This is a genomic window from Prochlorococcus marinus CUG1435, from assembly GCA_017644375.1.
Taxonomy (GTDB): domain Bacteria; phylum Cyanobacteriota; class Cyanobacteriia; order PCC-6307; family Cyanobiaceae; genus Prochlorococcus_A; species Prochlorococcus_A marinus_AH.
This window is the reverse complement of sequence record JAEPLP010000001.1, coordinates 1,330,625-1,344,937: the sequence shown is the minus strand read 5'-3', so window position 1 is coordinate 1,344,937 and position 14,313 is coordinate 1,330,625. Positions and strand designations below refer to the sequence as shown.

Sequence of the window (14,313 nt, the reverse complement as noted above, 5' to 3'; positions counted from 1 at the left end):
TCAAAGTTTGAAATTCTCGCCTAGATAATATTTCTTGACTATTGGGCTATCTGCCAATTCAATTGATGATCCATAATCTAAAATTTTTCCTTCACTTAAGACATAAGACTTATTGGTAATTAAAAGGGTTTCTCTGACATTATGGTCTGTAATAAGAATTCCTACCCCGTTAACACTTAATTTAAGAATTAGTTTCTTTAGATCATTAACAGCTAAGGGATCAATCCCTGCAAACGGTTCGTCTAATAATAAATATTTAGGCCCTTTTCTCCCAACAGAAAGAGCTCTCGCGATCTCACACCTCCTTCTCTCGCCTCCTGAAAGTTGATAACCATAATTATCTACGAAATTATTCAAATTAAATTCATTAATTAACTGTTCTCTTCTATTTCTAATTAATACTCGACTATAAGATGAATTCTTCAAAGCCAAATCTATATTTTCTTTAACAGTGAGATCACGAAATATACTTGCCTCCTGAGTTAAATAACCCAACCCAAGTCTTGATCTAATTGCTAGTGGAAGATTAGTTATATTTTTACCATTCATTAAAATTTCACCTTTATCAGGTTTTAGATTTCCAACTGCGATATTAAAAGTGGTAGTTTTCCCAGCACCATTAGGCCCCATCAAGCCAACAACCTCTCCTGGATTTACAGTTATGGAAACATCATGTACTATCGATCTTCCCTTGATTGTGAGTGATACATTTTGAATTTTTAGGTTCATCTTCGTTTAAAAAGATTTTCGATATTATTTTTTTGAGAAAAATAATATCGAAAGCAAAAATTTAATCAAAAAGAATTGTAAACTCATATTAATCAAAGAGGGTTTAAAAAAGGTTTGTCGTTCTCATTTAAAATTTCTTTGTATTGTAATTTCCTCAATAGATTTTCCAAACATCGGCAAAAAGATTCAAGATCAATTCCTAAATTAATCTTAGTTCTAGTTTTTATTCTACCTAAACCTTCTCCAAGCAAGATAGTAGCACCATTCAAATTACCCTTACTTAAGTGAAACTGCGAGACTGATACTTGTAAAATTCCCTGAATGACTTGTCTTTCATCACCATCAACAGTATTCCAAATTTCCTCAAAAGCATCATGGGCCTCATACCATTGATGATTGTTAAAAAGATTTAAAGCAATAAAAAGTGCATCTTCAAAACTTTTTGTACTTTCTTTATTCATCAAAATAATTATTTGTACTTTTTCTTATTTATTTTTCTCATTCTTATTGAATCTGGCGTAACTTCAAGCATTTCATCAGGACCAATATATTCGAGCGCTCTTTCAAGAGTAATATCAACAGGTGACTGCAAAGTATCAAGCTCTTCAGCCCCTGCAGACCTCATATTAGTCAACTGTTTAGTTTTACATATATTTAACTCAAGATCTTGAGGTCTATTATTCTCCCCAATTATCATTCCCTTGTAAACTTTAACACCAGGTTTAATAAAATAAACCCCCCTATCTTCAGCATTCTTTAAAGCATAAAAAGTGGCTACACCTTCCTCAAAAGCTATAAGAACTCCATTCCTTCTAGTTTCAAAATCTCCTGTTTTGGGTTTATATTCATAAAAAGAGTGACTCATGATACCTTCACCTCTAGTTATCCGAACAAATTCACCACGAAATCCAATTAGCCCTCTTGATGGCACAAGAAATTCTAATTGAGTTCTCCCATCTGAACTTGTCTGCATATTTTTCATCTCCGCCTTTCTTGATCCAAGTTTTTCTATACATGAACCAACCGACACTTCAGGCACATCCAAAACTAAAGTCTCTATAGGCTCACATTCAACATTATCAATTTCTCTAAAAATCACTTGAGGTTGTGAGATTTGAAACTCAAAACCCTCTCTTCTCATGGTTTCGATCAAAATACCTAGATGTAATTCACCTCTTCCTGAAACAGAAAACCTGTCAGGCGAATCGGTTTCTTCAACCCTAAGGGCAACATTTGTTAAAAGTTCCCTCTCCAATCTATTTTTTAATTGTCTACTAGTAACAAATTTCCCTTCTTTACCCGCAAACGGGGAATCATTGACAACAAAAGTCATATTTAAGGTGGGTTCATCAACTTTGATTAATGGGAGAGGTTGAGGAGAATCGGGACATGCTATGGTCTCACCAATATTCACATCATCGAAACCCGAAACAGCAACAATATCACCAGCGAATGCTTCATTTATATCAATTCTTTGTAACCCTTCAAATCCTAATAATTTACTGATTTTTCCTTTTATAGTTTTTCCATTTTCTTTTATTAAACTAGCTTGTTGACCATTTTTTATAGTTCCATTATGAATTTTCCCAATCACAATTCTGCCTAGAAAATCAGAATAATCCAAAGTAGTTATTTGTAGCTGAAGGGGTTTATTTGAATCACCGACTGGAGGTGGGACATGTCTGATAATAGCCTCAAAAAGAGGCATCATATTTTCACTACTAGATTCCATCTCTTCTTTTGCGAAACCAGATAGGCCGCTTCCAAAAAGATAAGGGAAATCGCATTGATCATCATCAGCGCCTAATTCTAAAAACAAATCAAGAACCTTATCAACTGCTATTTCTGGAACTACTCTTGGTCTATCAATTTTATTCACGAAGACTATAGGCCTAAGTCCTTTTTCTAATGCTTTTTTTAAAACAAATCTTGTTTGGGGCATTGGTCCCTCGTTTGCATCAACAATAAGCAAACAACCATCAACCATTCCTAAGACCCTCTCGACTTCCCCTCCAAAATCAGCATGTCCAGGTGTATCTATAATATTAATTCTGGTGTCTTTAAAGTTAACTGCAGTATTTTTTGAGAGTATTGTTATTCCTCTTTCTCTTTCAAGATCATTAGAGTCCATTACACATGTAGGAATAACTTCATTGTCTCTGAATATTCCTGATTGAGATAACAATGCATCTACAAGAGTTGTCTTCCCATGATCAACGTGGGCAATAATTGCAACATTCCTAATTTCTTTTATTGAAGATGACATTTATGAAATTTATATAAATAGTAGATTTGCTTAATTAAGGCTAACTCAAAGAATGCTTATTATGAATATTTTCTCTCAAAGACGTTGAAAAACATAACCATATTGAATAATTTAATTAATCAATTGAGTTCATAGTTCTCTATTTGAAGTTTCAAAAACTTTTAAAGCTTCAATCGATCCCTCATATCTCCAATGCCAGGGTTCGTAATCAATGTATTTATTATTTTTGTTGAAAGACAACTTAAAATGAAACTTTGCTGCATTCTTTTTTAACCATCTAAAGGCATTAGTATTTTCAAATTCTGTCTCAAAGTCCGTTTCTCTTTGAGTTGCATCACCAATATCAATTGCGAAACCGGTACTATGCTCAGAATAACCTGGAGGTGCTGAAACTCTTGCTCTTTCTGACGCCTCTTGATTCCTGATGGATTTTAAAGAATAAAAAATATCGTTTTGCAAATTTATTGATCTATAACCACTCAAGAAAATCAAATATATTCCATCCTTTTTTGCTTCTTCTCTCATTTTCAAAAGAGAATCACGCATATCAATATGAACTTCAATATTTGGCTCAATTAAAACTAGTTTATTCTTTGGAATTTCTTTATAGGGTAAATGGCCCAAAATTCTATAGTTGTCGTTTATCTCAGCCTGATAATTTTGATTTCTAAATGATTCTTGTTCCATATTTCTAAGCAATCGCAATGAAGTTAAAGAAAAAAGAAGGAAAAGAAATGGAGAAAATATTAATAATTTTTTAAGTTGTATTGAATTAGACTTATTTAAGTAATTTCTTTTGGCAACAGGTAAATCAAAATGATCAATATCTTTGTTTAGTTCCAATATTTTGAATTGAATTTGGAAAAGATATTTCGATATTAACTATTATTTTAAGAAATGCACTTTTATAAGCAAAAAAGATGTAGTTTTTATATACAGTATTTATTTTTTTTCATATGTTGAGGGTAGCTGTTATCGGTGGAGGTCCAAGTGGTTCATGTGCGGCAGAAATACTAGCTAAAGCGGGAATAAAAACTTGGCTCTTCGAGAGAAAATTAGATAATGCGAAACCATGTGGAGGAGCAATTCCACTTTGCATGGTAGAAGAATTTGATTTACCTGAGTCAATTATTGATAGAAAAGTAAGGCATATGAGAATGATATCTCCATCAAATAGAGAAGTAGATATAAGTTTAGATAGAGTTTATGGGAAAAGTGATAATGAATTTATTGGGATGTGTAGAAGAGAAGTTATGGATGCTTTTATGCGCAACAGAGCATCAGATCTTGGAGCTACATTAATAAATGGATTAGTTACTTCTATTGATACAGGGGATAATAATCAAGGGCCCTATAAGCTTTCCTACTCAGATTTTACGAATGGAGATAAAAAAGGGGAACTCAAAGAGCTTACTGTTGACCTTTTAATCGGAGCTGATGGAGCCAATAGCAGAGTCGCAAAAGCAATGGATGCAGGTGATTACAAAGTTGCTATAGCATTTCAGGAAAGAATTAAATTGCCTAAAGAAGAAATGAGTTACTACGAAGATCTTGCTGAAATGTATGTCGGAACTGATGTTTCTCCTGATTTTTATGGGTGGGTATTTCCTAAATATGATCATGTTGCCGTGGGCACTGGAACCATGCAAAAGAATCAGTCATTAATCAAAGGACTTCAAGAGGGTGTAAGAAATAGGGCAAAGAAAAGACTTGTTAATGGTGAAGTAATAAAGGTAGAAGCTCACCCTATTCCAGAGCATCCAAGGCCAAGAAGGGTAGTTGGGAGAATGGCATTAGTTGGTGATGCAGCAGGTTATGTTACAAAAAGTTCTGGAGAGGGTATTTATTTTGCTGCAAAAAGCGGAAGAATGTGTGCTGAAGAAATTGTTGAAGCATCAAAAAATGGTCAAGTAATTCCATCAGAACAAGATTTAAAAAACTATCTTAAAAAATGGGATAAAAAATATGGTACAACTTATAAGGTGCTAGAAATCCTTCAAAATATTTTCTACAGAAATGATTCTGCTAGAGAAGCCTTTGTTGAGATGTGTGATGATATGGATGTTCAAAGACTTACTTTTGATAGTTACTTATACAAAAGAGTTGTATCCATGAAACCATTACAGCAACTTAAAATTACAATGCTTACACTTGGTTCGATTTTAAGAGGGAAAGCCCTAGCACCTTTAAAATATAAACCCGTTGATAGTGCTGTTAGGGAAAATAAAGAAGTAGAAAAAATGCTAGAAAATTATTCAATAAAGGGAGGAATTAAAGTTAAGAGTTCAAAAGTGTAAAGTCGGCTATTTTTAGAGAATAATTTCTAATTAAGCTCAACAAATTGAGTCTATTATTTCTTATTTTTAAATCCTCTGACATTATTAGAACGCCCTTTTCATTATCAAATAAATCCTCGATAGTGTTTACATTAATCTCAAACAAATTTAAAAGTTCCAAATAATTGCAATAACTTTCTGAAAAAAGTTTTTCTAATTCTCCAATAAATTCAAAAACTTTCAATTCACACTCTTTTTCAAAAAGTTTTGTATTTACATAATCTCTTGTTGAGAGAACGTCTCTTGAAAGATCACTATTATTTGCTAATTTGCTTACCCTAGTAATTACCTTCTGGATTTCAACAAAATTATCCTTTTCGTTAAAATTGATAATAGATTTAATCCTATTTTTAAGATCGACAATATTCAATACTCTTTTTTGAGATAATTCATCAGAAGAGCAAACGGCCTTTATTAATTCCTTACTTAGTGATATTTCTTCTAGATGACTAACGATTCTCTGAACTAAAAATTCATTTAAATCATTAAATACTGTTTCTCTTGAGAAGTTTAAATTTGGAAATACGATTTTCCAAAAATCAATAAGTTCGTTGAATAATTTATCTAAAGGTAAATCAAGTTCATAATCCCAAATTATTTTAATCACTCCATTCAAATTTCTTCTTAAAGCATAAGGATCAGATGATCCACTGGGACGTTTACCAGAAATAAATATACTTATTAAAGTTTCGACCTTATCTGCTATGGAAACTATTGCACCATATTTTGTGGATGGCAAATCATCTTTATAAAAAGAAGGTAAATAATGTTCCGCGACAGCCAAGCAAACATCCTCACTAAATCCCTCATATTTAAGATATTTACCACCCATAATTCCTTGCAGCTCAGGGAATTCGAAAACAATTTCGCTACATAAGTCGTTTTTACAGTATTTAGCCGCTTCTATTATTTTTTTTTCTTCTAAAGACTTATCATTTAAAAATTTAAGAATTTTTTTTGTAACTTCCTCTATCCTTTCTACCCTCTGAAATATATTTCCAAGTCCTTTCAAATATGAAACAGATTTAAGCTTTTCATTTCTATCAATTGAAGACACTATTTTATCACTTTCTACGAAAAATTTTGCATCTGAAAACCTTGCCCTTAATACTTTCTCATTACCTTTGGCAATATTATTATTTGATTCTTCAAGACCATTTGAAATAACGCAGAAAGTTGTACTAATATTTTTTTCAGAGCTTAAATCTAGTTTGGTAAAACTTTCGTTTTTCAATAGTAGAGGAACGTATCTCTGATGATTTTTCATGACTGTTGAGAGAACTTCAACCGGAAGATCAAGAAATTCTTCACTAAATTTACCAATAATTAAGTCTGGCCATTCAACTAAATCAGTTAGTTCATTTAGTAATCCTTCTGAAAGGTCAGGTTTCAGATTTAAAAATTTGGATGCCTGATTTATTAAACTTTCAATTTTTTCTTTTCTTTCATTTCTAATAGCCATTACTCTATTTCGTTTCAATAATTCAAAAAAGTCATCAAGATTCTTAACTTCTAAAACATCATTGATTAGCCTATGCCCTTTTGTTTTATTACTTATATTGATCTTTGGATCACATTCATCAAATTCAAAATCAAGAATTTCATCATTATAAATAGAGGCAATCCACCTTATAGGTCTTGAAAATTTTATATTCCCAGCCCCCCATCTCATAAATCGAGGGCCTTGAAGACTTTTGACTAATTTTGGGATAATCGAAGACAAAGAAATTTTTGTTGATAGACCTTTCTCAATTTTCTTCCCAAATACAAAATCACCCTTTTGTGTATTTTTTATTTCTAGCTCACCTACATCTATATCTAAGCTATTAGCAAATCCTAAAGCAGCATTAGTAGGACATCCATTTAAATAAGCTGAATTTGCTTTAGGCCCTTTTCTTTCTATTATCTTATCTTCTGCATAATCAACTAAACCTTCAATAAGAAGCACTATCCTCCTTGGTGTGGAAGTAACAACTAAATGTTCGAATTTGATTAACTTTTTATCCAATTCAAATTCTATTAGAGATTTAAATTGCTCTAGAACAGAATGAGAAAATTTTGCGGGCAACTCTTCTGTTCCTATCTCAAGTAAATATTTAGACAAGAAAAAAATATGACTTCACTTACTATAATTTACTACCAGTTAAATAAGCTTTTCGCTAATGTATAAAAAGAGATATGTTTTGGTCCTTTGATCAAGGTTGAGAAAGTAAAAAAGAAAAAAGATTCTGCAAAGGAAGAGACTGTTTGTTTAGCAAATGGACTAGAAGTTTCTAAATTTGAAAATTTCAAAAAAAGTAGTCAATTTCTTAAGGAACCACTTGCTACGGAATTAGTCAATGAAAGTGATCATTTTACTAATGATGCAGTTCAGTTATTAAAATTTCATGGTAGTTATCAACAAGATAATAGGGAAAATAGGAGACCGGGCAAAAGTAAAGATTGGCAAATGATGCTTAGGTTAAGAAATCCGGGCGGTGAAGTCCCTGGGAAATTATTTTTAGCATTAGACGCATTATCTGACAAACTAGGTAATGGAACACTTAGGGCCACTACAAGACAAGCCTTTCAAATGCATGGAATCAGAAAGGAGAACCTAAAGGAAGTAATTCAAACAATAGTTAATTCAATGGGCTCGACATTAGCTGCATGTGGTGACATAAATAGAAACGTTATGGCCCCTGCGGCTCCATTTGATTCGCCAGACTATAATATTGCAAGAGCATTGGCAAAAAAAGTTGCAGATCTTCTTACACCAATGGCTGGCCAAGGCACTTTTTTAGAGCTTTGGGCTGATGGCGATTTAGAGTACACCATAAAGCCTGACAAAGATATTGAAGCAATTAGGAAACTCCAATTTAAAGATAATGTTTTTAGTGGGATAAAAGATGAGCCTCTTTATGGATCAACTTATTTACCAAGAAAATTCAAATGTGCCGTGACAGTTCCTGGGGACAATTCTGTTGATCTTCTTACCAATGACATAGGAATAGTTGCCTTTACTTCTAAAGATGGGAACTTAGAAGGATGCAACTTCTATGTTGGAGGTGGTATGGGTCGCACACATAATAATGAGGAGACCTTTGCCAGAATTGCTGATCCACTTGGATATGTTGAAGAACCTGATGTTTATGAATTAATACAAAGCATTGTGGCTATTCAAAGAGATTATGGTGATAGAAAATCAAGGAAAAATTCGAGAATGAAATATCTTCTTCATAGAAAAGGTATTAAATGGTTCAAAAAGATACTTTCTGATAGGTATTTCAAAAAAGAAATTAAAAAAATCAGAAAAGAACCTGATAAAGTTCTTATTGATTACCTAGGTTGGCATAAACAAAATAAAACCTCCCATTTTGTGGGTTTACCATTATTATCAGGGAGATTATCTGGAGAGAAGAAGAGTACTATCACAAGTATTGTTAAAAAATATAATTTAGATTTAAGACTCACACCTAATCAAGATATTTTACTTTGTAATATCGCCAATATAAACAAAGGTGAAATTCAAAAATCTCTATCAAAAATTGGATACGAAAATTTAGAAAATATTAATGAAATAAAAAGACACGCTTTAGCTTGTCCAGCTTTACCACTTTGTGGTCTTGCAATGACTGAAGCTGAAAGAATATTACCTGATGTACTAAAAAGGATTGAAAATTTACTATTAGATCTAAAAATACAAAAGACAATTTTATTCAGAATGACAGGATGTCCGAATGGATGTACCAGGCCTTATATGGCAGAATTAGCACTTGTTGGAAGTGGGCAAAACAAATACCAATTATGGTTGGGGGGAAGTAAAAATCTACAAAGGCTTGCTAAACCATTTTTACAAAGAATGGAACTTAACGATTTAGAAAAAACTCTTCAACCACTATTTGATAAATGGAAGAGTAATTTGGATTTGGACTTCGGAGATTTCATAAATACTCAAGATGAAAATTATATATTGAATTTACTAAATGAAAACCAATAGAATTTAAATTTTTCCATAAAGGGCATTTGCTTTTTTATTTTTCCAAGCCCATAATTGATCACCATAACTAAAATGCCACCATTCATTAGGATGTTGAGCAAATCCGAATTTAGTCATAATTTCCCTTAATAAGTTTCTTCTACTATTCCAAGTAATTGCGTCTTTATTCTTTATGTTGGCATAAAAATAAGGATTTGATGTTTCATCCATTTGATCAACCATGCTTCCCATTCCAACAAGATTTCCGTCTTTTTCTGATAAGCAAACATCCAATGCACCCCCAGTTGAATGAGGGGGAGGACACCTAGTGTCATAAGAAGGATATGCCCAAAATTTTTCAACTTTTTTTAAAATGGATGGATAAGATTTTATATGTTCAAAAGAAATATCAATATTGGATTTTTCACACTCTAATAAAAATGCTCTTTTAAACATAAATTCCTGGACTTCTAAAGGTCGCCAACTGTCATAAATTAAAAGGTTAAAACTACTCTTTGATATTAAATAATCATTTACTTTTAATAATCTATTAACGACTTCCTCTCTTAATTTCCAAATAGAGGTTTTATCTTTGTAAGGCGCTCCTAAATGAGAGTAAGGGTGGGGTTCTAAAAACTTTAGACAGCTAGGTATAGCTATTAATTTATCTCCATTATCTTTAATTGGTATTTTATTCCAAATTTTCAATTGAAATTTGCACTTGATTTATAGTGGCATATATATCAAAAATTACAATGATAGTTTTCAATTTAAGAAATCATGAATGAATTTATTATCAGAATTATCAATAAGTATATTCCTTAAAACAATATTTTCTTTTAAATCAGGATCATCACTAACAATCTTAATAGCCTCTTCACGAGCCTTTTCAATAAGAAATTTATTATTAGGTAAATTATCCAGTACAAAATCAGGCAATCCGGATTGTCTATATCCTAAAATCTGGCCTGGTCCTCTAAGCTCCAAGTCTTTTTCAGCAATATAAAAGCCATCATTAGATTTTTGCAAAACACAAAGTCGTTTATTTTCTAATCCATTTTTATCGGGGGTTACCAGATAACAAAAGGATTTTGTTGATCCTCTCCCGACTCTACCCCTTAATTGATGTAGCTGGGACAACCCAAATCTGTCCGAATTATAAATAATCATAATTGTGGCGTTAGGCACATCAATACCAACCTCAATTACTGTGGTTGAAACCAATATATTAATTTCATTCTTTAAAAAAGAATTAATTACTTCATTCTTTTCTTGTGAACTTAATTTGCCATGTAATAATCCAACTTTTTTGTTAAAAAAGACCTCTTCTGATAAATGTTTGAATGTTTTCTTTGCAGAGCTTAAATTCATTTTTTCTGAATCTTCTATAAGTGGCAAAATCACATAAGCTTGCTTTCCCTTATTAATCTCATCATCAACAATCTTGAACAAGTTAGTTAAATCGTCTTCTGAAATTATTTTTGTTGTTATGGGAACTCTCCCAGGAGGGAGTTCTGTAATTTGACTCACATCTAAATCACCATAAATAGAAAGCGCAAGAGTTCTTGGAATTGGTGTTGCTGTCATTGATAACAAGTTAGTATTTTCTCCTTTATTTAGTAATCTATTTCTTTGAGTAACTCCAAACCTATGTTGTTCATCAATTACTACCATGCCTAATGAATTAAAGATTACTTTATCCTCAAATAATGCATGAGTACCTACGAGGATATCAACTAATCCATTGTTCAAATTAGAGAAAATTTCTTTTCTCTTTTTTTGAGGAGTGTTCCCAGTAAGTAGTTCAACAGAAACTAAAAGGGGATTCAAATATTTTAATAAATTTTTATAATGCTGTTCTGCCAATACCTCAGTTGGGACCATAAATGCACCTTGCAGGTTTTTTTCAATGACTAGTAAAAGAGACGCTATTGCAATTATAGTTTTACCGCTTCCCACATCTCCCTGAAGCAATCTAGACATTGGTTCGGGATTAGATAAATCTTTCTTAATTTCATTTAAAACATTTTCTTGTGATTTTGTTAATGCAAAAGGAAAAGTATTTAAAAATTCTTTTAATAAAGATTTCTTTTGAGGTAATTGTTGGGAAGTTAAATTTTTATTAGTCTTTCGTTTTCTAAGTAGGAACTTTATTTGAAGTAGGAATAACTCATCAAAAACCAAACGTTTTTTTGACTCAATAAGTGCCTGTTGAGTTGGTGGGAAATGAATATTAATCAAAGACTCTCCTTTTGATAATAAAGATAATGAATCAAGTTGTTTTTTATTTAAAATTTCTGGATATTGCTTTGCATAAATTAGTACCTTTTTCATAAGTTTTATAAAACTCATATTTGATAATGCATCACCTAATGAATATAAAGGTAATATTTTTCCTGAGAAATTAAAATTATCATTGTTATCCTTAAGAATCTCAATCTGCGGATCTACAAAAGTTTTGCCATACTCTGTCAATTTGACCTTACCGGAAATTGCTAATTTGGTTCCAGGAATATACAAAGATTTTTGAGATGTGAAGAAGGAGTAAGATCTAAATCTTCTTCCTAAAAAAAATTTTGTAACCTTTATTGAAGACGAATCATCAGAAACTATAATATTCATTATTGATAAATTGCTATTTTTTTTACTCTTATGAATATAAAATCTTTTAACGTTTCCGATGCAGGTGTATAAATTTTCTGGTTTTAAATTTATTATCTTGACTCTATTCGTATAGTCTAGATATGTTCGTGGGAAATAATTAATTAGATCTTTTATATGAAATATCCCTAATTCATTAAGCTTATTTTTATAAACTTTTCCTACATTTTTTATTAATGAAATATCTGAATCAAAAGACAAACTTGAATCAGCATTATTCAGAAAAACTTTATTAGAAATATCATTAGAACCTTCATTTTCTAGAGTTTTGCCTAGTTTATAAAGATTTTTTCTTGTATCTATAATTAACCTTTTTCTTTGATTTTCATCTAATTTATTATATTCATTATATTTCTTAGAAAATTCATAAAATATCCTCAAATATTCGTCTGTGAGATTTAGATTATCTAGTCTTTTCAATGATTGATGCAAATAATCATTAAAATATTTTTCTCTTCCTAGAGTGTTAATAAATTTATTTTCAGTTTCAATAGTTAGAGACTTTTGAAGAGTTCTTATCCAATCTTTAATTAATTTATTATTATTCCCAATAATAGTCACATTTGAAAAAGAGTTATTTTTTCAACGTATCTTATTCAAAGTTATATCTTTTTGCCTCCAATATATCTCTTTTTTAATCAAACGCTGAAATTGATTTTTTAGCTCATTTATTTTATTCCTTTGAATAGAAAGATTTAGATTTTTAAACTCTAACTCAACAGTAGATATATTGAAGAAAATAATACTTGTAAAATTATTGTCGTTTAATGATGACCGATTCAAGTTTAATTCGAAATTAATAACAAAAGGATGTGGATGTTTTATATTTAATTTTTTGTCTACTAAGTACTCAAAGGAATCTTTAGATATCATCTTTTTTATAAGATTTGCCTTAAATAATTCTTGGTTAATATTATATGAAAGATTCAAAAGTAAATTTTCCAATGATTTTTCTATTAAATCAAAATTTTTAAGAATATGATTTTTTGGTGAATTATCCGTTTGGTTGATATTATCTTTTTCTGAATGTCTTGTTTTTTCAACCTTTTCTTCTCCTATTAATTCAAGTAGGGAGGAAATAAATTGTTTTTCAACTCCTAAGTTTTCAAAAATATTGTTGTTGGATAAATAATTATCATGATCGTTATTATCTAAATCAAGCGATACGAATTTCTCATAATTATGAGGTTGATAATATTCAGAAGTGTTTGAAAAATCTTTACTTATGTGAAAATGAGTTGGTTCTTTGAATTGAAAACCATCTTCATCTTGAAATTTTTCTTTTTGATCATCCTTTGTTTTTGTGGAACCATCAAAAATAGTTAAATTAATTCTCTTATTTTTATTTTGTTCAATTTCATTTATTTTTAATTGTTCTATTGTTAATAAGGGCAAATTCGTAAATATCAATTTACTTATTTTTTTTTCAAAGAGACTACAGAATTCATTTTCATTTAAAAAATTATCATTAATTGTTGGATAACTATATATTTGGTTAATACCTTTTTCTACAGAGATGTAAAGTAGATCTCTTACGAGATTAAGATAAAGTTCATATTCCCTATAGATATTTCTAGTTAAAATTCTTTTTTGTATGTCTGCTCTCTCTAATTGAGAATTAATTTTATCTATATAATTATTGAAGTTATTCAAATCATTCAAGTGACTAGTTTGATTGCATTGATGCAACCTCTTCAGCGAAGTCCATCTGATTTTTTTCAATACCTTCACCTAATGTATATCTTGTAAAGCGTCTAACTTTAATATTTTCCCCAATTTTTGCAGCTGCTTGTTTAACAAGATCCTCAACTGTTAGAGAACTATCTTTAATATAAGGTTGTGAAAGCAAAACTAGTTCATTAAGTCTTTTTGCTATTCTCCCTTCAACTATTTTTTCTTTAATTTGTTCTGGTTTGCCTGATAAATCATCCCTACCCATTTCAATCTGCTTTTCTTTTTCCACAACATCTTCTGGTATTTCATCAATTGATACATACTCAACATTTGGGCAGGCTGCTACTTGCATTGAGACATCCTTCACAAGAGATTGGAATATATCACCTCTTGCAACGAAATCAGTTTCACAATTTAACTCTAGTAAAACTCCCACTCTTGATCCAGTATGTATATAACTACCAATTGACCCTTCGGCCGCCACTCTTCCAGATTTCTTTTCAGCACTAGCTATGCCTTTTTTTCTTAACCATTCCAAAGCTTTATCTACATTTCCGTCAGTTTCGTTAAGTGCTTTTTTGCAGTCCATCATTCCTGCGCCAGTCTTGTCTCTAAGATCTTTTACAAGTTTTGCTGTAATGTTTCCCATTTGAAGTAATAAAAAATAGTGAATAGTAAGTTTTAAATTG

General features: G+C 31.0%; 11 protein-coding genes. 2 read left to right on the top strand and 9 right to left on the bottom strand.

Annotated features, from left to right (window positions below; genetic code table 11):
* The 4 genes from lptB to JJ844_07635 form a co-directional block, all read right to left on the bottom strand.
* A complete protein-coding gene (gene lptB / locus JJ844_07650; protein MBO6975549.1) occupies positions 1 to 729 on the bottom strand; it encodes an LPS export ABC transporter ATP-binding protein in 729 nt (242 codons plus the stop codon).
* Positions 730 to 821: 92 nt separating this feature from the next.
* Entirely contained in the window at positions 822 to 1,190 is a 369-nt protein-coding gene (locus tag JJ844_07645) for a DUF309 domain-containing protein (protein MBO6975548.1), read from the bottom strand.
* Between the two features lie 8 nt (positions 1,191 to 1,198).
* Positions 1,199 to 2,995 (bottom strand): translational GTPase TypA, encoded by a 1,797-nt coding sequence (gene typA / locus JJ844_07640; protein ID MBO6975547.1) that lies wholly within the window; start codon positions 2,993 to 2,995, stop codon positions 1,199 to 1,201.
* A 129-nt stretch (positions 2,996 to 3,124) separates the two neighbouring features.
* Positions 3,125 to 3,838, bottom strand: coding sequence for a D-alanyl-D-alanine carboxypeptidase family protein (locus JJ844_07635; protein ID MBO6975546.1), 714 nt, complete (start codon positions 3,836 to 3,838; stop codon positions 3,125 to 3,127).
* Between the two features lie 113 nt (positions 3,839 to 3,951).
* Here JJ844_07635 and chlP point away from each other — a divergent pair, with 113 nt between their 5' ends.
* On the top strand, positions 3,952 to 5,292 hold the full coding sequence (gene chlP / locus JJ844_07630; GenBank protein MBO6975545.1) for a geranylgeranyl reductase: 1,341 nt from the start codon (positions 3,952 to 3,954) through the stop codon (positions 5,290 to 5,292).
* On the opposite strand, the gene JJ844_07625 is transcribed toward chlP, so the two are convergent.
* Positions 5,273 to 7,435 carry a glycine--tRNA ligase subunit beta gene (locus JJ844_07625; GenBank protein ID MBO6975544.1) on the bottom strand — a complete coding sequence of 721 codons (2,163 nt, stop codon included), beginning with the start codon at positions 7,433 to 7,435 and terminating at the stop codon, positions 5,273 to 5,275. The genes chlP and JJ844_07625 overlap by 20 nt on opposite strands.
* Before the next feature lie 87 nt (positions 7,436 to 7,522).
* On the opposite strand from JJ844_07625, the gene JJ844_07620 reads away from it, so the two are divergent.
* Entirely contained in the window at positions 7,523 to 9,310 is a 1,788-nt protein-coding gene (locus tag JJ844_07620) for an NADPH-dependent assimilatory sulfite reductase hemoprotein subunit (protein MBO6975543.1), read from the top strand.
* Between the two features lie 3 nt (positions 9,311 to 9,313).
* On the opposite strand, the gene JJ844_07615 is transcribed toward JJ844_07620, so the two are convergent.
* From JJ844_07615 to tsf, 4 genes are read right to left on the bottom strand one after another with little or no spacing between them, the layout of a single operon-like run.
* Entirely contained in the window at positions 9,314 to 9,997 is a 684-nt protein-coding gene (locus JJ844_07615) for a D-Ala-D-Ala dipeptidase (GenBank protein ID MBO6975542.1), read from the bottom strand.
* A 57-nt stretch (positions 9,998 to 10,054) separates the two neighbouring features.
* Positions 10,055 to 12,511: an ATP-dependent DNA helicase RecG gene (gene recG, locus JJ844_07610; GenBank protein ID MBO6975541.1), complete on the bottom strand. Its 2,457-nt coding sequence runs from the start codon at positions 12,509 to 12,511 to the stop codon at positions 10,055 to 10,057.
* Between the two features lie 21 nt (positions 12,512 to 12,532).
* A complete protein-coding gene (locus JJ844_07605) occupies positions 12,533 to 13,681 on the bottom strand; it encodes an adenylate cyclase (GenBank protein MBO6975540.1) in 1,149 nt (382 codons plus the stop codon).
* Positions 13,617 to 14,273: a translation elongation factor Ts gene (gene tsf / locus JJ844_07600; protein MBO6975539.1), complete on the bottom strand. Its 657-nt coding sequence runs from the start codon at positions 14,271 to 14,273 to the stop codon at positions 13,617 to 13,619. Before tsf ends, JJ844_07605 begins: the two co-directional genes overlap by 65 nt.
* Positions 14,274 to 14,313 lie beyond the last annotated feature (40 nt).

Excerpts from the sequence above, each read along its gene's own strand:
- lptB (MBO6975549.1), bottom strand. The coding sequence starts at position 729 with ATGAACCTAAAAATTCAAAATGTATCACTCACAATCAAGGGAAGATCG.
- JJ844_07645 (MBO6975548.1), bottom strand. The coding sequence starts at position 1,190 with ATGAATAAAGAAAGTACAAAAAGTTTTGAAGATGCACTTTTTATTGCT.
- typA (MBO6975547.1), bottom strand. The coding sequence starts at position 2,995 with ATGTCATCTTCAATAAAAGAAATTAGGAATGTTGCAATTATTGCCCAC.
- chlP (MBO6975545.1), top strand. The coding sequence starts at position 3,952 with ATGTTGAGGGTAGCTGTTATCGGTGGAGGTCCAAGTGGTTCATGTGCG.
- tsf (MBO6975539.1), bottom strand. The coding sequence starts at position 14,273 with ATGGGAAACATTACAGCAAAACTTGTAAAAGATCTTAGAGACAAGACT.